Source organism: Paenibacillus sp. FSL M7-0656 (assembly GCF_038003225.1).
Taxonomy (GTDB): Bacteria; Bacillota; Bacilli; order Paenibacillales; family Paenibacillaceae; genus Paenibacillus; species Paenibacillus amylolyticus.
In genome coordinates this window covers 6,006,901-6,030,716 of the sequence record NZ_JBBOOT010000001.1, presented here as the reverse complement: position 1 = coordinate 6,030,716, position 23,816 = coordinate 6,006,901, and the positions used below count along the sequence as shown (strand labels likewise).

Sequence of the window (23,816 nt, the reverse complement as noted above, 5' to 3'; positions counted from 1 at the left end):
GCCTTCCCCCTCACAAAACCTTGCTCTGTATAAGTTGATAATACTTCCCTTTATTATTCATCAGTTCTTCATGGCTCCCCATTTCTTCAATAGTTCCTTCGTTCATGTAGACAATTTTGTTCGCAGAGCGTATTGTATCCAAATTATGAGCTATGACAATCGTTGTACAACTTTGAACTAAACGATCCAGTGATTCCCTGAACTTTATTCCATTTTCGAGGTCTAATGCGGAAGTCGGTTCATCCAATAACAGGATAGGTGATTTCCGTAAATATACCCTTGCAAGTGCAAGCCGCTGAACCTCTCCTCCGGATAGCTGAACTCCTCGCTCTCCAATACATGTCTCATAACCTTGAGGGAGCATTAATATTCGATCATGCAAATGTGCAAGCTTCGCTGCATTCTCCACTTCGGTCATAGATATATCGCTTAGTCCAAAGCAGATATTCTCTCTAACAGAACCACTAAAAACGATTGCATCCTGGGAGACATAACCCAGACTAGATCTCCATTCGTTAAGATCCATATCTGTTATGGACACTTGACCACTTTTTATTACTCCTTCTGAAGGAGTATACAGTCGTAACATCAACTTCATCAAAGTCGATTTGCCTGCTCCACTTGGTCCGACAACGGCCAGCATCTGACCTGCTTCTATTTGAAAAGATATATTCTTCACCCCATTATTTCCGTTCGAATAACGATAACCTACGTTACTAAACATAATAGAATGGGAAGTTTGAGAAACGGAGCTCGAATTTCCAGTAAAAGTTTTATTATTTTCCTCTGGCAGATCACTAATGGTGAAAACTCGCTGTGCTTGTGTTATAGATTGAATCATCTCAGTCCACAAACTGGATATGGACAATAGAGGATTGATAAGTTGACCGCTGGTGACTACAAATGTAGCTAATGTCCCTGCAAGTAACTCCCCTTGAATGACTTGATACCCACCGAAACCCAACGTGAAAATCATACCACCAAAGGTAGCAAATCGATTCAGAGAATCGACAGATCTCTCGTACAAGGAAATTTTAAGTGTCCGCCTTAAAACTTTGTTTAACCTGCCTTCTAGTACATATCGAAAATAGTTTTGCAATTGATATGTTCGAACTTCTTCAACTCCCTGAACCGCTTCCTGCAAAACTACATCTCTTTGAGCAATCTCATCCCCCTGATGGTCATAATTCTTTCGCAGAACACGTGAAATGGGATACGTGATGATCGGGTAGAGTAAAGTAAAGCCAATCAATCCAATCGTCAGTGGAAGGTTAAGCCAACTGAAATAGGCTAAGCTTAAAATTACTTGCAAGCCATTTTGGAAAAAAACCAGAAATTTTTCATTTACACCTGATTGAGCTTTATCGACAGAATGAAGTAATCTACCCACAAGATCGCTACTATGATAGCCTTCTAAGGATTCATGCTGTTTACCGTGCAATTGATTCAAGACACGATGTTGCATATCGGTTACAGATTTATTCTTCACTCGAATCATGACTCTACCCTGTAAAAGACCTAAAAAAACTTGTAAAATGGTTGCACCTATCGCCAAAATGGCACCCATATAAACGCTATCAAGAGATTTTGTAGTTGCACCTGATATGATTCTACGGATAGATTCAAGATATCCTATGTTAACAAAGGCTAAACATGAGATGATAAGCAATAAACAAAGATAATGAAAAACATAGGCTTTAGAATGTTTGATTAGTCTGGCAAAAGTTTTACGTGTCGAATACACGGCTGTCTTTCCCATCTCGGCTCCTCTAGTTCGTGTCTTCACTTTTGGATTGTTGTTCAATATACTCTAAGATTTCTCTAATCGTTGGAAAGTAACTTAAGTCTAATTTGGTTTCTTCGAATTGAATATCAAATTCATTTTCGATGAGAATTACAAGCTTAATAAAACTGATTGAATTTACTCCTGCGTCGATCAAGTTAGTATCCATGGAAAATTCAATATCTGCCTCCGGAAATTCTTTTTGGATCACATTGAAAAAACGTTGCTCTATGTTCTTCATATTTATTCACTCCCTGTACATGATAAGTTACTTGTTTCAACTGAGATTTGCTGGAGAACTGACTGCTCATCTTCATGAATGAAGAAGTGACCACCCCGAAAAACCTTAACATCCGTGCAAGGAAGCGTAGTGAAATGTTGCCATTCCATCACCGACTTCAGGTCACAAGGTACATCCCGCTCGCCAATATACACCGACAATGGGATATTAAGAGGTTCTGTTGGTATATGCTGATAATTGTCAACTATATGGAAATCATTGCGGATAATGGGTAAAAACAAACGAAGGAGCTCTGGTTCCTCAAGCAACATTTCCGAAGTGCCTCCCAAATCCCTTAGTGTTTCTATTAGTTGATCGTCGTCCATATCCTTGACTTTTTCTTGCCTGGAAGTCCCGAATTTACCTGGTGGTAAACATCCTGATATAATGATGCGAGTTGGTGGAGGATCCCCATTTATTTGAATTTTTCTAGAAACTTCGTAAGCCAACATTCCTCCCAAACTATGGCCGAATATAATATAAGGTGTATCTATATCCCCTCTCTTTAATTGACTTAACAAATCTTGCGCACCTTCATCAATATTGGAATACAGTGGTTCGTTTAGACGGCTTCCGTGACCACTCATTTCCAGCGGAATAACCTTTATAGTACTCTCTAATTCCTTTTTCCACTTATAATAAATAGAGGAGCTTCCACCGGCATAAGGAATGCAAAATAATACTGGTTTCATTTCAGTATTCATTGATGTGCTCCCATCCATTAATTTTAATCAGTCTCTTCTCCATTTCCATGATTCTGTTTAAGATGTCTTTGGTAGCCATCAATTGATTAGGAGAGTACATATCGGAAAAATATAATTTGCCCCAAATTGCCCGGATATTCTTCCATGCGTCCAATATTTCTCCTATTGTCTGAAGCCGATCTGGTTTACTATCAAAATAAAAGTACCTCGCACACTCTACTTGTTTGGCTGCAACAATGCGATTAAATCCTAGAAATATGGACTCGGCATATGCCTGTATCTCACCTTCTTCTAGACATTTTTCGCCAAACCAAGCCGAATATTGTTCCAGTTGTTTGATACCCTCTGTGTACTTAGCGCGATGTTTAAATATGTTGTACTCATATGTTTCGATCCAATCAGAGACAAAAGGCTCTTGCTTCGATTCAAACCTATACGTGGAAATAAGATTCTCATCCGCATGATCCAGTTGAAAAAAAGCATCGTAGCTTTCTTTAAGACTGGAATAAGAAATCCATTTCAATCCATAATTTAGGGATTCTTTGTTGGAGTGTTCCATAATAGCAAACTGCTTCGTATCATCGTTGTAACCCACAATCAATAACGTGTGGGCCCAATGTTCCTTGTGATACATATCCAATCGAATATCTTCATAAAAACAATCGACCCATATAATAACAGGTTTATTCTGATGTATTGAACTGACAAGGTATTCTATAATATTTTCTTGTCGCCGGCTTGTGCAGACTTCATAATTTTCTTCCTTAAATATTAATTCCGGATCTCGAAAAGGATAATATGTCATATCCAGCATGCCAGGCACTTCTTCGTCTTGACTATAAAACATAATATCATTAGAAATATGTGGATAGATGCTTCTATCCATCCATTCCAGCACGGAGAAAAGGGCGTTATAAAAACAGCTTTTGTAAAAAAATTGGTTGAACGGCTTAATCTCCTGAATGATTTTTAATGCCATGTACTTCCTCTCCCGCCTCTTTTCTTTCCACATATTCCGCTTCTACATACCGAGCAATATCAGAGAGGCGAGAATTTTCAAAAATAACTTCCAGTGTTAAATCCACCTCGTATTTTTCGTATACTTTAGCAATCATATTCATAATATTGATAGAGTTCCCGCCTAAATGTAAAAAGTGATGCTCTCTTCCAATGAATTCAACCCCCAAAATTTCCGTCCAGATCTCGGAGATTTCTTGTTCAAAGCGACCGACTGGCGAAACATATTCAACCATCTCAGGCTCAGGCAAAGCTGAATACTCAATCTTTCCATTCGCGTTAATAGGGAATTTAGAAAGCTCAATAAAGTACGAAGGAATCATTGGTTCTAATAAATGGTTCTCAACTTTTCGGATATAGGTTTCGTATGGATACACAGGTTCGTCATTTGCTTTAATTTCCGTATTCGGAATAACGTAAGCAATGAGAACTAACTCCTCGGAAGGTGCTTCTTTCACTATAACAGCGACGTCTTTCACAAGACCGGAAGCCATGATCACTCGCTCAACCTCAGCTAATTCAACCCGATGTCCTCTAATTTTGACCTGTCTATCTTTTCGCCCTAAAAACTCAATATTCCCGTCGGGTAATGCTCTTCCAATATCTCCAGTTTTGTAAACCAAATCGTTGTCGCGCTCTGAAAAAGGATTCTGTATAAATTTTTCGCGATTGAGACCTTCCTCATGGAGATACCCTAAACTTCGATACGGAGTACGTATAATGATTTCACCTTTTGTTCCAACTGGACACATCTGCAAATCATCATTCAATATAATGACACGAGTTCCGGATATAGGTTGACCGATGGGTATACTAGCTCGATACACATCTTGGGGTTTGATTCTATAAAACAATTTAGCCAACGTCGTTTCAGTAGGTCCATACAGATTAATAAGCTGTACCCGATCTCCAATGGCCTCATACCAAGATTTCAGCTTTTGCGGAACGATCTCTTCTCCTGCCAAAAAGATATATTCCAAACTCTTATAATGCTCTCTGTTGGGCTTGAAAGAAGTCATGTTCTTAAACAAACTTGGTGTACAATGAATTAACTGAACTCCTCTATTTTCTAGCCAATCCATTAACTGATTGGTGTTCAGAAGAGTCATCCTAGATTCGGGAATGCAGATTGTCCCCCCTGATAACAAGGGCACTAAAATATCTCTAAGGAATGGATCATGACCTGGAGAAGTGAGTTGACTTACCTTTTTTCTATATAACTTGAATTCACTAGTTTCCCACTCTACATAATGAGTGAGCCCTTTGTTTCTACCGAGTATGGCATGGGGAGTTCCGCTTGTTCCCGATGTGAAGTAAATATATATTGCATCATCCTCATCATATTCAACGGATTCCATTGGTTCGGAAAATAACAAATCGTCCAATTGCTTTCGATCTAGCGTTAGAACCTTAAGACCAGCTTGCTCTAGTGAAACAAGTCCAGGCATAGAATCTGTAATGACCAATTTCAAATCGGAAGCGACCGCCATCGACAACAATCTTTGGTCAGGATAGTCTGCATCAAGCGGCACAAATACACAACCGGCTTGCCAGATTCCAAGCATAGATGCAATTACCATATAACGATCCTGGAAGCACACACCAACAAATGTGCCCTTCTCAACATTGTTCACGTGCAGCCACTGTGTGATTCGATTCATGTCCTTATATAACTCTGAATACGTGATATGACGACTTAAATATTCCACCGCACAGTAGTCCTTATATTGTGCGAAACTTTCTGATATTCTGTTCTGAATCGTATTCCGAACCTTGTCATCCAATCCAATCACCCATTTCTTTTATAAATCAGGCATATCAAACACATCTAAAAATACACAAAAAGTAATTATAATGATAAGTATGTCACTTTCGTATGGGAGGTTTAATTTGAAATCATTACGACTATACTGCTCCACCAATTCATGCACAAAATCTGGATTGAAGTAGCCTTGCTTCTTTAATCGCTCTTTAGAGAGGAGGTTAATCAAATACTCGTCTGCCTCTCTAATTAAGTCGGGACTTCCGGGAGCGACAAAAGCGAATTTCGGCCGTTTGATAATCTCGTTAGGAACCATACTTCGTGCTATTTCTTTGAGAATATATTTTTCATTAAACCCTTTAAGCTTTAAGTGGGGTGGCAATTTTCGGGAGACAAATTCCATCAACTTATAATCCAGAAAAGGGTAACGCGCTTCAACCGAATGCGCATATGCCATGCGATCGCCATGACCTGCCAATAGATGTTCCGGTAGTCTCAACTTGAAATCAATGTAGGAACGTTTATGCAGCAAGTGGATATCCGCAATCTTCTCTTTAGAGATTACAGGATACCGGAGACAATCTATGGATTCAATGTCAGGAAGTATTTTCTCCCCATATAGCCTTAACTTCAATTGTCTCAGTTGACTATAGTCCCGTTCATAGAAAAAGCTGCCATCCCCCCATAACCTTTCTCGTATGGCAACCTCCTCTTCAGCGATGGAGTGAGTCCCCTTTTTGGCGTTAAATTGATCAAACCGATAGCCTACATAGCCTGCAAAAAGCTCATCTGCTCCTTCACCGGTTAAGACCGCTTTAATACCTTCACGGTTCACCAGCTTGGACAGCATATAGGACGCTGTATTATAACTCTCCTTAAGTGCTGTTTCCGAATGCCAAACCACACTTTTCAAATGTTCAGTGATATCACGAATATCGAATTCGTGTTGGAAATGTTCCGATTTAATCTCATCGACAACTAACTTCTGATAGATAGACTCATTCATACTTTTATCAGCAAATGTAACGGAGAACGACTTCCTTGGCGATGGTGAAAGTTGAGAAGCTTTCAAAGCAATCATGGAAGAATCCAACCCCCCACTGACATAAAGTCCTACCGGGAAGTCAGCCGTTAGCCGAGTTCCAACAGCCTCGGAAAAAATATGGTCCAGTTCTTCAATGTAATCCTGCTCCTCGCACAATGAATCTTCTATTTCGTGCGACTTGGGATAAACGAGATCCCAATATTGAACCTTCTCCATGCGGTTACCAGTAATATGTAAATAGTGTCCGCTTTCCAAGCTGGAAATTCCATGAAATAATGTTCTGGGAGCTATAATACTGGGAAAAGTCAGTAATTGATCTAAAGCAACCAAGTCTACTTTTCTTTCCACAGATGGATGATGGAGGATGGATTTGATCTCCGATCCAAAAATAAAGTCATCGTTATTCACCGTGTAGAACACAGGGCATATTCCTGCCTGATCCCGAATCAAATACATCTCTTCTCGAACTGAATCATATAATGCAATAGCAAATTGCCCGTTTATATATTGCATAAACTTCATACCATATTTTTCATATAGATGAGGAATGATTTCCATATCACATTTTGTGTGTAAAACGTGCCCCTCAGATTGTAAGGAGCTTTTCAAGCTCTCATAGTTAAAAATTTCACCATTGCATATAGCAATAACTGTGCCGTCTTCATTAGAGAACGGTTGCTGACCATGTTCCCAATCCATCAAACTAAGGCGAGTGAATCCAAAAGCAACTCGATTCCCAATATATTTAGAATGATCGTCAGGGCCCCGATGATGAAGAACTTGCGTCATTTGTTCCAACGTACCTGGAACGATGACTTGTTCTTTAAAACGCATGTTATATACTCCACATATTCCGCACATATGACCCTCCACACATTCTTGCATAGTTTCTTCGATGAGACTTCCACATCAATGAGAACGATTCAATCAGAAGTGAATTCTAATCCAATGTAGATGCTTATGACCCATCACTAGGTCAGATCGTCATTAAAATTGATCATGGTCTGTTTACTTTTCTCACTTCCCGTTAGCTCAAGCTCAACAATGCGTTGATCCATATTTCCGCATGTTTGATTTATTAAGAAAATATAATCATCTAACCATGCTTTCACAGTAGCTTCGTGATATAACTCTGTGCTGTAATCAAATACAATCGCCATCTGCTCATCTTGTTCATAGATTTCCATTTTGAAATCAAATTTAGCAGTATCATTGACAAAAGGTTTGCTTATAAAAGATAAATCCTCGATATCTCCAATGCTAGACTTATTGTTTTGCATGATGAACATCGTATCGAATAGCGGGTTTCGATTTAATGGAGTAGAGTAATCAATCTCTTCAACCAAGAGTTCAAAAGGGTAACTCTGATTATTGAGTGCATCATGAACTGTTTTACGAATAGATTGCAAAAACACCCTAAATGTATTCTCTTTATTTATTTTCATGCGAAGTGCTAGCGTGTTAACGAACATTCCAACAATTCTATCCCACTCACTACGGGATCGCCCCGAAGTCGGTGTACCTACAACCAAGTCTTCTTGCCCTGCATACTTGTGTAATAACAATACATATATTGAGAGCAACACAGTATACGAGGTCGTTTGCTCCTCATGGGCAATGTCCTTAATTTTTCTAATTAAAGAGGTGGGTATATCCATTCGTAAATCTTGCCCGGTACCCTTTCTTACATTCGGACGGCTAAAGTCTGTGGGCATATCAAGAAGAGGGACTCCGTCCTTGAATTGTCCTCTCCAAAACTGCTGTTGTTTCCTTAGCGTCTGTTTCCCTTCTTCACCTTTCTGCCAGTTTATATAATCCTCATAGGTATACCTGCTAGATTCAATCGGATGACCATGATATAAATCAACAAAATCCTCCATTAGAATATTCATAGAAACACCGTCTGATACAAGGTGATGTACATCGAAAAAGAGGCAATGATGTGTCGCCGCACATTTTACTATAGCCACCCGAAACAAAAAATCGCTCGTAATATCAAATGGACGTACAAAATTTCTATATAATGACTCCATGGTCGATTGGGGTTCCAAATGTAAGTATTCAATGACCAAATCGTGTTTTTCGATCCTTTGCATAGCCATATCATTAATATAGTGGAACGATGCATGTAGTTGGCTGTGTCGAAGAACCAGTTCTTGAAGAGAGCGCTCCACTCTCTCTACATCCAAGGTCCCATAAATGTCCAGGGAGCCAGGCATATTGTAGCTTGTATTGATCTTTGTTCTTTGAAGGGCGTAGTATATCCCTCTCTGTGCATACGTAAGAGGTATAAATTCTTCTTTTTTATGGGTTCGATGAATATGGTCGAGGGATACCATCTGTTTCTTGTCCCATTGTGATTCTATATAACTTGCGAACTCGTAAAGTGTCGGACTGACTAATAATTGGCTAATTTCAAGATCTATATGAAGTTGTTCTCTTAATTTATTGATGATTTTCAAAGCAAATATAGAGTCTCCACCCAAATCGTAAAAATTTGCGTCTACATTGATTTCGCTGTATCCTAAGACCTCTTTCCAAATTTGGATCACCTTTTGTTGAATGGTATCGGCGTCTCCTGCATTGGAAGAATTATTCAGAAGAGATTGGTTTGTTACATCCAACCAACATCGAATTCTTTCAAATGGGTACACAGGCAATGATATTTTAGGCACCGGTTTCTCATACAGACTTTCAAGCTGAACCTGGTCACCTTGCAAGTAGCTATGCAAGAGCGTACTTACTGAGTCCGATAACGCTAACGGATGAAACAGTAACGGCGCTTCCGCCGCAGGATTAGTATAGTACACATGCTCTATCTCGTTGTTTTGCGGATTTAAGCGGATCGACTCCAATCTCTGGACAAGATCTTCATAATTATGGAACATAATTAATACTCGCTCCGCATACTGTCCCCTGCCCGTATTAATTGTATAACATAGCGCTTTCAAGTCAACATCTGGATTTAAAGACAAAAACAAAGCATAGGCGTTCATCAGTTCAACTAGTGTGCTGTAATTGTGAGCAGAAATAGTTAAAAACTCAAACGAGGTTTGACTTGTTTTTTCGATAATTGCACTCTTTTGTTCGTTCTCCACATACTCTTCAAGGACAAGATGACAATTCGTCCCACTCATACCAAAGGCACTGATTCCACAACGCCGGATGCCGGAACCTGCTTCCCATAAAGAGAAATCCCGATTCACGTAGAAGGGAGAATTAATAAAATCAATCAGTTCATTAGGAGAATCAAAGTGTAGAGAAGAAGGAATCGCTCTCCTTTTCAAAGACAACACACTTTTAATGACTCCTGCAATTCCGGCCGTTCCATCCAAATGACCAATATTAGATTTTAAAGATCCTATGGCGCAAAATTGTTTTTGATCTGTGAATCTTCTCATTGCTTTTGTCAAAGCTTCAACTTCAATAGGGTCTCCGATCTTTGTACCTGTCCCATGAGTTTCAATATAAGATAGGGTACTCGGATCGATTCGAGCATCTTTCCACGCTTTAATCAGCACTTCTTCCTGCGCTGTTACATTAGGCGTCGTTATTCCAGCGGATCTGCCATCTTGGTTTATTGCGCTTCCCTTGATAACCGCATAGATATGGTCACCGTCATTTTTAGCTGCAAGTAACGGCTTTAATATAAGGGCAGCTACTCCTTCCCCACTCACGGTTCCATCTGCCCCCTCCGCGAAAGCACGAACCCGGGACGTAGAGGATTCTATACCGATCTGGCTTTGACTTTCTGTCGGTAAAATACTCAGATTCACTCCGCCGCATATAGCGGCCGTACAATCCCCGTTTCTTATCGCTCGAACTGCAGTATGAATTGCAACTAGTGAAGATGAACAAGAGGTATCAATTACCATACTCGGTCCCTTCAAATCCAACACGTAGGAAATTCGGCTGGCGATGATCGCATTCAGGCTACCTGCGACATTTTCTAATTCAGGAGCGATATCCTGCACAAAATCTTGATATAGCCCTCCAGCGTTGCCGCTAAAACCGAGATACACTCCGGTTTCGCTTCCTCTCAACTTCCTTCCTCCATACCCCGCATCTTCTATAGCTCTCCATGCTACCTCCAGAAACAACCTTTGATTGGGGTCCATTGCTTTTGCTTCAGCTGGCGATAGTCCAAAAAAGGGATAATCGAACTTATCAATTTGATTTAAAAACCCAGCTTTTACATACTGGGGATTCTCGATGTTCTTATACTTTAAATAGTCGTCTACATCTTTCTTTCTGTATTCCGGCAACTCACCGATCAGATCTTTGCCTTCACGAAGATTTGCCCAGAATTCATCTAAGGAATCCGCGCCTGGGAAATATCCTTCCATCCCAATAATAGCAATGTCTTTATTATCCATTTTCTGAATGGTCATTTCATTGAGTGGGGCGTTAGATGGTTTTATATTAAGGTCAGTCAATTTGATCATCGTGGCTACCTTCCTCCTCTGCTCGATGTTTAACCCTGGCTTTCTATTCTCAAGTTATATTTGCGATGGAGGGCATGGAGGATCGTTGTTTTACTCTCCAAAGGTATCTTCTTATTTTCAAGAATAGTTAAGAACAATAGACCCGCTCGATGGATTCGATCTTCAGCAGTTCCCGTTGCACTTGAAAAGCTGTATTTTATGGCCTCTAACTCTTTGTATGCTCGCACAACTGTCCGATCATATTCAGCTACATCTTTATTGTAATTCCGAGTACCAACTGCAATAGACAATAGATGATTATAAATCTCTGATTCATCATTCTTTTGATAATTTTCGAAATCATCCACGCTCGATAGTGCATGTACGTTTACACCTTCGATATATTGAAGCATCTTCTGAAAAATATTTTTAGGCGGCATACTCGTTAGGTGTGTAACACCATGCCTAATGGCCGTTTCCATCGATTTTGTCCATAACACAGGTTTGGTCAGTTGCATTTCCAAGTTTTCCACGATACAATCAGCGCCCGTATAAGCTTGACCCGTTACATTAGAGATAATTGTGCATCGTGGAGGGCTCCATTCTACTGTTCTTAAACGCCTTCCAAGAAGTTCTCCTGCCTCGTGCATCAACGGACTGTGAAAAGCACCGGAAACCTGAAGAGGAATTACCTTATAACCTCTCTCTTTCCATTTCGTCTCTGCACTCATAAGATCACTTCTCTTACCTGTCAGCACAATCTGATTATCCGAATTGTACGCCCCAATCCAAATCTGCATATCGTTTAAACGTAAATCAGCGCACTCCTGTTCAATATGCTGCAAGTCTTTTACTTCGTACTCTAAGGCAAACATGGCTCCGTTCCCCGAGTCGGCTACTTCCTCCATGACTTGCGCGCGATAATGTACAACGCGAAGTAAGTCTTCGAACGATGCGGCTCCAGAAGATGCAAGTGCAGAATACTCTCCTAAACTATGGCCCCCCATAATTTCGGGAGCCAATTGATGCATGTTCTGAAGTTGACGGTATGCTGCGACACTTAACACAAAAATAGCAATTTGGGCATTTATTGTTCTCTTTAATTGTTCTGACGTTCCACTAAAACATAGATTAGACACTGAAAAATCCAAGATATCACTTGCTTCATCAAATGTCCTTTTTATAATGGGGTAATGGTCATAAAGGGCTCTCCCCATACCGGTAAACTGTGCTCCTTGACCGGGAAAAAGAATCATTGTTTTATGCATAATACGGGTTCATTCCTCTCAATTCCAATTTGAGGAAATCGATGATATCACCTCGCGTGATGAACTCTTCCCATTTTTCTTCTGGCAAGACAACACCGAATTTTTGATAGATTTCAGATAGGAATGCAAACTTATGCCAAACTTCCTCACTATTCAGATTAAGTCTGTCATTCCAAGAAACGGCGTTTTCTCCCCAAACGTTGTATATGGCATTTTCCACAATTTTTTCAAGTTCAGAAAGTCCCTCTTGTTGAACGTGCTCTACTCTCCTGGATTCCATAGGCAAAAATTTCAACTCAGCTGGTTGACTATGTAGGAGCGGGATATATTGTTCAGCATGAGTTAGTTCCTTCTCATTATTAATGAATATATCCCACTCACCCACAGATTCGATACACTCGCTTTTGCTTTCAGTTTCCTTTGCTGGCTCTTCATTCTCCAAGTATTCGTCGTCCAGACCTTGTCCATATACACAAACGATATGGCTTACTTCATCGGGTATACGTGACACAGGTATCGTAATCACTCGCTCTCCTTCGTGCACTACCTCATGTTCCATCCAATCGTTATCTCGTATAAATTGTTGGATGGCCTTATTTTTATCTCCGTTAATCAATACAAGTTCAATTTTGGTTAGTTGCCGTTCCAAGCAAAACTTTTTCAACAAAGAGAATACTGCAACCTCAACACCTCTTCCAAGGACTCGGCAACTCAGCAAAAAGGTATCAATAATCAATGCTTCTTGCATCATTTTCGTAATGATTAACCCCGTAAGGCCGTATGATCCAAAACGGTCTGTAACTTCAATCGCCCAACAGACATAATTCCGATCTTGCATCAATCCATACATTTCCTTTTCCGACCTTCGGATAATGGTTGAGTTGAATTGATTGGTTCGTTGAGTCAATTGTGCCAGTCTTGGAATCATACTAGAGTCGGCCACATCCATATACAATTGGAGACCCAGTTCATTCATATAATCTTCCGGCGACTTTGTTTCCAATGTTTTCCGCTGTGCATTGGTCAGCTGCATTTGGGTGCGTTTTCGGTCTTCATTTGTAATTAACAACTTGTCTAATGCCCATACATGGGATAAAAATGCAGGAATTTGCATTTTATCTTTTGGCAGTTTTAGAGTCAAAACTTCAGGCAGTTGATTCATAACTTCTAAACACTCATGTGGACTATCATCTATGAAAATGATGCTGTCCATTCCTAGGTTCAACTCTTGGGCAATCTCGCGAATATTTTCTGCCTTGCTCTTCCAGTTAATCCTCCAACTTACGAAATGTTTTTTTTGCAGTAACATATCCTTATGGTTTTCGAACACATTCCACACATCTGATTCGTTATTTTTGCTGGCTATGCACAAGAGCATACCTTCTTCCATTTTGGAAATCATGGTCTGCTGAAGTGATTGGAACGGCTTATCTATTCCTACATTTGTCTGGTTTTCACCACATATACCTTCCCATAAGGTATTATCACAATCCAGCACAATGACTTTGAATTTCTGATTATTCAAAGCGTGCAATTGTCTTATGAGATAAGCCCCCATTACTGCATCAAACGACTGGGAGAATGGCATCTGCGCCAGATTATCCTTGACATAATCGAACGGATTCTCAATGACATACAATTTTTGGCTGCGTTCAAAATCCACAAGGTGAACACCGGAAATGCCACTTAGAGCATTTCTCCATCGTTGGTTCAACTCTGTAATATAGCTAAATAGCGTGTTACTTAAACCTGCTTCGGTGGATATAGGGAAGATGGCTACGATGAGCGCCTCCTTTTGGGAGGCACTCTCAATAGCATTTAATGTTTCTTTAAAGGCATACTCTAACTTTTCACATTTTTGTGGTTCCATCATGTGGTCATCGTCACGAATCCAATCCTCAAATCTATTAAAAACAACGCGATAATCGAATGAGTTCATGAACTGACTTCTAGGGTATAACAAATCAGGTAACATCCGCTGCTTATGGAGCGTAACGTTCAGTTTGAAAGGTAACATTCTTTCTGCCCACCATTCCATATGCGGCACAATAGGGTCCGATTCAAAAGTCGATGTAATCACTAATTTACGAGTGTTCTCTTCTGCAATTGTCAATATAACCCCTCCTCAAACTGTTGTGTTGTTAGAAACCTGGTCACAAACAGCCGATATCATAGCGACGTAGAGTTCGGTAATCTCTTGTATTGTTTGCTCACGTATTCTGGAGCTGCCGATAAATTGAATGGTTAGTCCTTCTTCATTTTCTTGTGCTAACAATGTAATATCGTATTTTTGATACAAGGAACTGGACGATTTCCATGTATATAAAATACTGGCTTCTCCATCTGGATAATGCATCTCAAAGTCATGTTTGTTTGACTTCGGATCATATCTTTTTTCATAGAGATAGCTCACCAATTCCTCCAAGCTTTCAAATTCAGGCAAGTGAACATCACAATGCACGATAGAATCTTCGGAAACCCCTAAATCAATGGAGATATTCTCCAATTGAGCATACTGATTCAGTGTATATACCCAAATAGCAAACGTAATATCTTGAATATCCACAGCCATGCTTTTAGCCATTTCATTCAAAATACTTACTTTCTCCTCAGCCAAAATCACCCGATACATTGCTCCATCCGATAATCCCATAGCGGCAAGGTCGCTTCCCAAAGTAACTCTGCTTGCCTCATTGGTTCGGGACCCTTCCTTACCCGTAACTGTGTCATCCAGATATTGAGCCATTTCTCGAATGGTTGGATAAGTGAAATAATCCGTAATCGTCAACAATCCCGAGAATGCTTCATTTAGTCTGGCATGCAACTGTATTAGCAGGAGCGAGTTACCACCAACCTCAAAGAAGTTGTCATGTCTGCTTATATGATGATGTTTTAATACAATGTTCCATGCATCAAACAAAACAGCCTCCGTTTGGTTCAACGACTCATTCTCCATTGGACGATCAATCAAACCCGTAAGATCCTCACGCAAGGACAACTCCAACTTATCAATCTTCCCATTAGCCGTTCGAGGGAATTCATTCAGGAATATCACATCTTCGGGTGTCATAAATGGTGGTAATTTCTGAGCAAGTTCTTTCTTTAATTGTGAATCTTCTATTGGTTGGCTCGCATCCATGATGACATAAAGAACAAGACGTTGGCTGTCATCGGTTTTCTTCATTACTGCAGCAGCTTGTGTAACACAGTCCATCTGCATTGCACTGCGTTCAATCTCTTCAAGCTCAACCCGATATCCCCTGATTTTCACCTGATTGTCAGTTCTACCCCAATATTCCAGTGTACCATCTGATAACCATCTCCCCCGGTCACCCGAACGATACAATAATTGATTTGGCAATTCGGTTACATGAACAAAACGGTGACTCGTTTTTACATCGTCATTCAAATAACCTTTGGAAAGGCCCTTTCCTGTTATATACAGTTCTCCAGGTACTCCAATGGGTACTATTCTTTCATGGTTATCCAGAATATAAACTTCCATGTTATCGATAGGTTTTCCAATGCGAATTTGTGTATCTTCTGCCTTGAATTCATGAACTGTCGTACAAACACTGCATTCGGTTGGCCCATATTCATTAAACAACCTCACGTCAGGGATTAATGCAAAATGATTGTTTACGAGATGCGCATGAACTGATTCTCCAGCTACAGTTACCGATTTAAGATAATTGAAATCCGGCTTAGTTTCCAATATAGCGGCATACATACTAGGGACCATCAGAAAATGAGTAATTTTATGTCGCTCTGCAATTTTAGTTAGTGCTGTAACATCCAATCGATCCTTCGACGACATTAATGTCAACGTTGCTCCTGACAATAATGCACAGAAAATATCTTCTACAGAACTATCAAAGGATAAAGAAGGTACTTGAAGCGTATTATCACCTAACCCAAACGAATAATGGTTTATTCTCCATTTCAGCGTATTACAAATGGCTGCATGGCTTACCTTGACTCCCTTTGGATTTCCTGTTGATCCAGAAGTATAGATGACATAGGCTAATGCTTCGGTGTCCGGATAACTTCCAGAAATAGTCTCCGATACATAATCGTATTCGATATCCTGCACGTTAAAGCGCTGTCCCTGAAAATCTGCAAGCATCTTTGTGCTGGATTGATTATCCGTCATCAACACATCCGTCATGCTATCATCCAGCATGTATTGCAGACGTTGATCGGGATATTCGGGATCTAATGGCAAGTAAGCTGCTCCCGTTTGAAGCACCGCCAGAATCGAGATAATCATTTCTGGGGAACGCTCCATCATCACACCCACAATCGTCCCTGCTTCAGCTCCTTTTAAAGCAAGCGCTCCGGCCACCGTCTGAGTACGCCGATGTAATTCGGAATACGTAAGTTGAATGTCATCGTGAATTAATGCAACAGCCTCTGGCGTACGCTCACACTGCTGTTCAAACCAGTGATAGAGTGTTATGGGTTGGGTTTCCTTCCCGCTAGAACGAATATCCACATTCAAATGTCTCTTCTCATGATCTGCAAGCATATTTAAATGTGCTATAGGCGCATTGGGCTGTCCAATGACATCGAGCATTAAATTGATAAAATGCGTCGAGAGACGTTTAATCGTTTGTTCTTCGAAAAGATCAGTACTGTATTCAAAACAGAACGAGATCTGTTCATTCTCTTCCCAAGCAAACAGTGTCAAATCAAATTTTGAACTTTCCATTTCTGGACTTATAGGTACAATCGTTATGGAGTCTTGAATTGCAAGGCCCCCATCATCATAATTTTGCAAAGCAAACATAACATCAAAAATGGGGTTACGCGAAGTATCTCTCTCCACATGGAGACGTTCAACCAATTGTTCAAAAGGAACATCCTGGTACTCTAACATCTGAACAGTATTTTTCTTGACTGCTTCTATCAGTTGTGTAAAGGTCATTTCTCCTGAAAGTGCAAGACGAAGTACTGTCGTATTTACAAACATCCCTATAAGGCCTTCCAATTCCTGTTGCTTTCTTCCAGCTAGAGGTGTCCCTATTAAAATATCTTCTTGTTGAGTGTAGCGGTACAGGGTCGATCCAAAGAGGCTAATCAGTCCCATATATAATGTAATTCCGTTCCGTTTACACAACTGTGAAAACTGGGATGATACGGACGAATCTGCCTCGAATCGAAAAGCTGATCCTTTGAAACTTTTTACCATTGGCCTTGGAAAATCTGTCGGAAAAGCAAGAACAGGCAGTTCTCCAGACAATTGTTCCAACCAATACTTTTCCTGTTGAGCATAGGTTTCCGTTTGTAAAAACGCTTCCTGCCATACGGAATAATCCCGATATTGAATGCTAAGTGGAGGAAGTTCATGTTTTGCATTGTAAAAACTCACAAAGTCACGGATGAAATATTCCATAGAAATGCCATCAAAAATAATATGATGGAAATCAAATTTTATTTCATGGCGCTCCATTCCCAATCGGACCACTCTTGTTCTAAATAATGGCGCAGCAGATAAATCAAACGGTTGTACATATTCAGAGATATCCAACGCCGAGTTACACCATTCCAAAAGTGGTTGAACACGATCTGGATCATGAACAATTTGTACCAAACCATCCTGTTCTGTAAAATGAAAACTGGTTCGTAAGATTTCGTGTCGTTCAATCATTTTTCTCAAGGCAAACTCGAACTTTTCCTTCTCTAAGTTACCTTCAATAACAAAGCTTTCAACGATGTTATAGACGGTTCCATTATTGAATTGTTGAAGAAAATATACTCTCACTTGTGCAGATGTCAACGGGTAATGACCTTGGTTCTCGACAGGTTTAATTGCTGGGATAACTGGTTTTTGGCGGCTCACAACAAGTTCCGATAACATCTCAATCGTTGGATTGGCAAAGAACAATTCCAAACTAATCTCAACTTCGAATTTCTTTTTGATTCTGGAAAGGAGCATGATTGCTTTAAGCGAGTGCCCCCCTAGATCAAAGAAATTATCATTGATGCTTATCTCCGAAACATTTAATAAAGGAGTCCACATCTCAGATAATGCCGTTGTCAACGTATCCATACGTTCTGTATCAGAGATATCTGTGCTTTCCTTCGTTTTAAGATTGGTGGAAATCTGTTTTTTGGCGAGAGCGTTACGATCCACTTTTCCATTTAAAGTGTACGGAATTTCATCCATAATATATATTTGGTCCGGTATCATGTACCGGGGTAAATACAATTGCAACTCTTCTTCGACGTTTTTCAATCCATCGGGAGAGTTCGATTTAGCCGGTACTACACAAGCTATTAATGCATATCCACCAATAGAATCATTCTCAACGAATACTACTGACTCCTTAATATTTGGGTTCTGATTCAAATAATGCTCCACTTCGCCTAGTTCAATACGATATCCTCTTACTTTGACCTGGGTATCTATCCTACCCACATATGCAAGTTTGCCATCCGGCATTAACCTGGCCAAATCTCCTGTTCTATACATCCATTCTCCGTTCTCAAATGGATTTGGAATAAAGCGCTCTCTAGTGAGCTCTTCTTGTCCAATATACCCCATCCCAACTCCCATTCCGGAGATGTACAATTCTCCAATCACGCTTAAAGGACAAGGCTTGAGATACTCATCCAAAACATAAACCCTTGTATTGTCCGCTGGCACACCTATAGATACGAATGGTGAATCATAATCAGGCTCCAACTCATAGATCATGCAACCTACGGTTGTTTCAGTTGGGCCATATTCGTTATATATTTTAATTGTACCCTTACCATATATCGACTCAATATCACGAGCTAACTTGGTTTCCAGAGCTTCTCCCCCGACAATGAAACGTTTAATGCGATTACCCTCAAGTTCCATTTCTTTCATTAGTCGCAGATGGGACGGAGTTAATTTGATAATATCGACCAAGTTATCCTGAATGATCCGTTTGAGAGACTCCTCGGGTGGATCGTTGTATACAACGATGCTATTTCCTGTGATCAATGGTGTAAATAAAGAGGTGATCGTCAAATCAAAAGCGATGGAAGAATATAAAGGGAAGGCGATATCCTGTTCTCCGCCTACATACACCTTGGCAGCCCATAAAGAATAATTCAACAATGACCGGTGGCTAATCGTTACGCCTTTGGGTTGTCCAGTAGAACCTGATGTATAAATGATGTACGCCGGTTCGAGAATGCTAATTTCGGGTGTATCATCACACTGGGTTTCCACGAAAGGTTCCAATTCTGAATTTACAACCAAGTTGAATTTGCACTCACCTACTAATTTCTCAACAGGTTTATCGCTAATTAATGCAAAACATTGACTATCTTCCAAAATGTAACTGATTCGCTCTTCAGGATACATTGGATCTATTGGTAAATAGGCTGCTCCCGTTTGAAGCACCGCCAAAATACTTGCAATCAATGAAGAGGATCTTTCCATCATGATGCCGACAATTTTCCCAGCACTAGCGCCCCTCATTACCAATTGATTGGTTAAAGCATCAGCTTGCTGCATCAGCTCCCGGTAATTCCACTTTTCATTTCCTTCTCGTATTGCAATTCGTTCAGGATTTGTCCTTGCCTGCTCTCTAATCAGATGATGTATTGGTTTCTCGAATGATAATGAAACTTCGTTACGGTTCAATTCGTAGATTTGCCAATTTTGCTCATCTGTAGAAAGAAGGTTATATGTTTTGATACATTCATCAGGTTTTTGCGCAATACAATCTAAAAGTTCAACAAAATGATAGGCTAATCTTTCTATAGTGCTTTGAGCAAACAACTGCGTGTTATATTCAAAGCAGATTGTCATGCTATTTTGATGTTCTGTTAACTCCAATGAAAGATCCATCTTTGAAATTTTATTTTCGAATGCTACAGGTTTGATCGTCATCTCTTCGACTACGGTATCAAAGTCTTCCTTAAACTGATGCATAATGACCATGGTATTAAATATAGGATTCTGATTGTTCATCCGATCAAATGAAATATTTTCTACCAGTTGGTGGAATGGATAGCTCTTATGCTCATATACATTCACCACGTTTTCCTTCACCTGGTCTAGCAACTTCGAGAAGGCAATCTCGGGATCAACATTTTGCCGGATAGCTATGGCATTAATCATCGGTCCCATAACCATATCCAGGTTGCTATCATCGCGTATAGATGAAGTTGTTCCTACGATAAATTCCTGATCTCCTGAATATTTGTTCAATAATACATAGTAAGCAGCAAGGATATTCATAAACATCGTGGTCTCATTTTTCTTGGAAAGCTGTTTAAGCATGTGTACGGTCTCGCCTTTGATCTCCTTGAAACATACGGAGCCTGTGAACGTTTGATGTTCGCTACGATCATAATCATAAGGTAAAGACAATTGGGGAAGAGCTCCACCCATGTATTTCATCCAGAAATCCTTCAAATGGAAGTACTCGGAGCTATTCGTATGCTCTTTCTCCCAATATGCAAATTCTTTGTATTGGATCGTTTTTTCTGGAACATCTGTGCCATTATAAAAATCAAATATTTCTTGAACTAAAATCTCGAAGGTTCGTCCATCTGCGATAATATGGTGCATGTCAAACAGTACATAGAACCAATCTTTATCCAACTCGACCACACTTACCCTGAATAGCGGAGCATTCGCCAAATCGAAGGGCTTCACAAATGAATCAATGAAAGATTGAAGCTTATCATAGTTAAGCTGATGCCAGTCTAAACTGAACTTTGTAATATCCAAGATACGTTGAACAGGTTCGTAATCATGCACCTCAAACTTGGTTCGAAGTATTTCATTCTTCTGAATTATTCTTTCCAAGGCCATATCCAACCGCTGACGATCCAAAGCACCTTTTATTTCAATGATCCCTGGCATATTGTATGCCGTACTGTCAGGATGGGCTGAGTGTAAGGTGAATAGTCTCTCTTGGACCAGCGATAATGGATAGAACGCTGCCACAGGAGCCGGCGATATTGGGGTATTCTGCTCCTTTTCGCTGTCATCAATAAACTTGGCCAAATGATACAGCTCAGGTGTCGCAAACAATTGTTTAATCGATACATTTGTCTGAAATTGTTTATATATTTGACCGCTCAATACAGCTGCACTTAGAGAATGTCCACCCCGCTCAAAGAAGTGATCCTCTCTGCCTACGGTTTCGATATCCAGTACATTCTTCCATATCGTTCCAAGCACTTTCTCGGTATTTGTTATGAGTTCTGAACGCCCATTATCCGAAACTTCTGATTTCACCAACGGATATAATGCCTTTTTATCCAACTTTCCATTGGCATTTGTGGGGAAAGACTCTAACAATGTAAAGTTTTTAGGTTGCATATATAATGGCAATTTTTCTTTAATTCCCTTTTCAAGCTCCATCAATGCAGAGTCATCTTTCATAACAAGGAACGCAAAAAGTTCCTCATTCTGATGTAATACCACTGCTTCTTTAACCTGGCTATGCTGTTGAATAACCCATTCAATTTCGTTGAGTTCGACTCGATGACCCCGGACTTTGACTTGTGAATCCATCCGATTCATAAATACAATGTTACCGTCAGCGAGCCACATCGCTAAATCACCGGTTTTGTACAATGTTTCACCTGACACAAATGGCGAAGGCATGAAGACCCTGTCAGATTCCGCAGGTATTCCGATGTAGCCTTTGGCCAATATGTCTCCACTAAAGCAGAGTTCACCTATCACCCCAACAGGCAAGATTTCATTGTTCGACCCAAGAATGTATGCACCTACGTTTTTGATAGGTCTACCTATAGGGATGGCGCCACCCTGTAAGTCCGATGTCTCAACCACGTTATAAGCCGTCACATCAATGCAGCATTCTGTTGGTCCATAACAATTGATAATGGTTGGTGCAGTTTGTCCAAAAACTGCCCGAATCTCATGAACTAAAGATTCCTTTAGGAGCTCTCCCCCAATTAAAAGTAATTCTAAATGGGACCTCTGAAATAAATGAGGGGGGGAAGACATTAATATGCGAATCTGAGTAGGTGTAGCATTCAATGTATGAACCTCGTTATCACCTAAGTATTCCATTAATAATCTACCGTCTCGTTGAGCTTCATCAGATATGACAATGAGGGTATGTCCGTTAAACAAACCATAGAATACATCTTCCAAAAAAACATCAAAAAAGTAAGGTGCAATCAAACCAATATGTTTAGGTTCTTCGTATGAAACGACATATTTACCAAAAGCACTAGTGTGATGCAGTAACATCTGATGTTCGAACAAAATGCCTTTCGGCTCTCCTGTACTTCCAGATGTGTATACAATGCATGCACCTTGCTGAATTGGAATAGAGGGGAATTCTTGATTTTTTTCATAAGCAAACTGTATTACATCCTCTATGACGAGGATCTCAGATTCAAATTTTTCCATTTTGGAAACCATTGTTGCCGAGACAAGTGCCATTCTAGCCTCACTATCTCTATACATGTATTCCATTCTTCCTGCTGGAGATGACGGGTCAATGGGTAAGAAGACGCCACCCGCTTTCAGTATCCCCAACAAACTGGAAATGGTATTAACAGATCGTTCACAGATACAAGCAACTACCTCTCCTGGTCTCAAGCCTTGAGCCAGCAAAGCATAAGCGATATGATCTGAGCGTTCAGACAGCTGTTCGTAAGTTAATGCTTCATATGAATCTTGTACGGCTCTCCGCTGAGAAAACCTAAGAGCATACTCCTCAAACAACTTATGTAGCGGTAATTCTGGTTCCTCCACTATTTTTCTTTCGTTGAACACGTAAGCTATTTGTGTATGTTCTTCCTGCGATAACATTGACAGTTCACTTATTTTGACGTCCGATGAACCTTTAAGTGAATTACTAAGTAGTTGTTCATAATGACCCAACATCACTCGCACTTGCTCTTCACTAAAATCGGCTTGATAAGCTGCGCTTATTTCCAATTCGTCCAACGCGCTACTCATCCAAAGAACGATCGGATACTGTCGTGAGAGACTATCCATGATGTGGCTTCCATGAAGAGGCTTATAGCCGATAATTACATTGTACAGTGTGTCCATAGGCTGATTATTTTCTTCAACGAATGGAAGAAATGAAGCATGTGCATACAGAGTATCCAGTTTACTCTTGGTCTCAATCAACATTTCTTTTAAACTAGCCTCGGGCTTCAAGTCTTGAAAGTAAGGTAATGTCAGGCTCACTTGAGGGATTCTGTAATTAGATTTCATATTAGGAATACCAACAGCGATACGTCTGCTTCTTGTATACTGGCCGAACATCGTATTCCATATGGTGAGAAGATAAGTAAATATTAATGAATCATTATGCTTGCATCTTTGTTTCAAAAGATCGGCTGTCTGTTGATCCACCGTTCTTCGAACCATCCCTTGTCCTTCTGACAAGGTGTACGGGTGTACTCGCATGGTTATATCTGTAGCTGGATATGATTCGTTCCCCAGCACGTTTTCCCAAAACTGTTTTGCTTCATCCATGTTCTTTTCAGTAGGCACCATAATCCCTCGCTTTCTCCCATTTGATTAGTCGTCGACAATCATATTGCC

Annotated in this window: 10 protein-coding genes; all 10 read right to left on the bottom strand. The window is 40.2% G+C overall.

What is annotated here, in order from left to right; translation table 11 throughout:
- Positions 1-10: 10 nt before the first annotated feature.
- The 10 genes from MHI01_RS26480 to MHI01_RS26435 all read right to left on the bottom strand — a co-directional run bounded on the left by MHI01_RS26480 (position 11) and on the right by MHI01_RS26435 (position 23,747).
- Entirely contained in the window at positions 11-1,759 is a 1,749-nt protein-coding gene (locus tag MHI01_RS26480; RefSeq protein ID WP_282320543.1) for an ABC transporter ATP-binding protein, read from the bottom strand.
- 10 nt (positions 1,760-1,769) lie between these two features.
- Complete coding sequence (locus MHI01_RS26475; RefSeq protein WP_127550003.1) at positions 1,770-2,024, bottom strand: acyl carrier protein; 255 nt, start codon at positions 2,022-2,024, stop codon at positions 1,770-1,772.
- Positions 2,025-2,026: 2 nt separating this feature from the next.
- Positions 2,027-2,767, bottom strand: a complete 741-nt coding sequence (locus MHI01_RS26470; RefSeq protein WP_339283868.1) for a thioesterase II family protein — start codon at positions 2,765-2,767, stop codon at positions 2,027-2,029.
- Complete coding sequence (locus MHI01_RS26465; RefSeq protein ID WP_339283870.1) at positions 2,757-3,746, bottom strand: C39 family peptidase; 990 nt, start codon at positions 3,744-3,746, stop codon at positions 2,757-2,759. The genes MHI01_RS26470 and MHI01_RS26465 overlap by 11 nt, the downstream gene beginning before the upstream one ends.
- Positions 3,718-5,577 (bottom strand): non-ribosomal peptide synthetase, encoded by a 1,860-nt coding sequence (locus MHI01_RS26460; RefSeq protein WP_340984494.1) that lies wholly within the window; start codon positions 5,575-5,577, stop codon positions 3,718-3,720. Before MHI01_RS26460 ends, MHI01_RS26465 begins: the two co-directional genes overlap by 29 nt.
- Before the next feature lie 9 nt (positions 5,578-5,586).
- Positions 5,587-7,452, bottom strand: a complete 1,866-nt coding sequence (gene asnB, locus MHI01_RS26455; RefSeq protein ID WP_340984493.1) for an asparagine synthase (glutamine-hydrolyzing) — start codon at positions 7,450-7,452, stop codon at positions 5,587-5,589.
- Between the two features lie 110 nt (positions 7,453-7,562).
- Positions 7,563-11,036, bottom strand: a complete 3,474-nt coding sequence (locus MHI01_RS26450; protein ID WP_340984491.1) for a condensation domain-containing protein — start codon at positions 11,034-11,036, stop codon at positions 7,563-7,565.
- Positions 11,037-11,065: 29 nt separating this feature from the next.
- Entirely contained in the window at positions 11,066-12,283 is a 1,218-nt protein-coding gene (locus MHI01_RS26445; protein ID WP_340984490.1) for an ACP S-malonyltransferase, read from the bottom strand.
- Positions 12,276-14,396: an HAD-IIIC family phosphatase gene (locus MHI01_RS26440; RefSeq protein WP_340984489.1), complete on the bottom strand. Its 2,121-nt coding sequence runs from the start codon at positions 14,394-14,396 to the stop codon at positions 12,276-12,278. The genes MHI01_RS26445 and MHI01_RS26440 overlap by 8 nt, the downstream gene beginning before the upstream one ends.
- 12 nt (positions 14,397-14,408) lie before the next feature.
- On the bottom strand, positions 14,409-23,747 hold the full coding sequence (locus MHI01_RS26435) for a non-ribosomal peptide synthetase (RefSeq protein ID WP_340984488.1): 9,339 nt from the start codon (positions 23,745-23,747) through the stop codon (positions 14,409-14,411).
- Positions 23,748-23,816: the final 69 nt, after the last annotated feature.

Excerpts from the sequence above, each read along its gene's own strand:
- MHI01_RS26480 (WP_282320543.1), bottom strand. The coding sequence starts at position 1,759 with ATGGGAAAGACAGCCGTGTATTCGACACGTAAAACTTTTGCCAGACTA.
- MHI01_RS26475 (WP_127550003.1), bottom strand. The coding sequence starts at position 2,024 with ATGAAGAACATAGAGCAACGTTTTTTCAATGTGATCCAAAAAGAATTT.
- MHI01_RS26470 (WP_339283868.1), bottom strand. The coding sequence starts at position 2,767 with ATGAATACTGAAATGAAACCAGTATTATTTTGCATTCCTTATGCCGGT.
- MHI01_RS26465 (WP_339283870.1), bottom strand. The coding sequence starts at position 3,746 with ATGGCATTAAAAATCATTCAGGAGATTAAGCCGTTCAACCAATTTTTT.
- asnB (WP_340984493.1), bottom strand. The coding sequence starts at position 7,452 with ATGTGCGGAATATGTGGAGTATATAACATGCGTTTTAAAGAACAAGTC.
- MHI01_RS26450 (WP_340984491.1), bottom strand. The coding sequence starts at position 11,036 with ATGATCAAATTGACTGACCTTAATATAAAACCATCTAACGCCCCACTC.
- MHI01_RS26445 (WP_340984490.1), bottom strand. The coding sequence starts at position 12,283 with ATGCATAAAACAATGATTCTTTTTCCCGGTCAAGGAGCACAGTTTACC.
- MHI01_RS26435 (WP_340984488.1), bottom strand. The coding sequence starts at position 23,747 with ATGGATGAAGCAAAACAGTTTTGGGAAAACGTGCTGGGGAACGAATCA.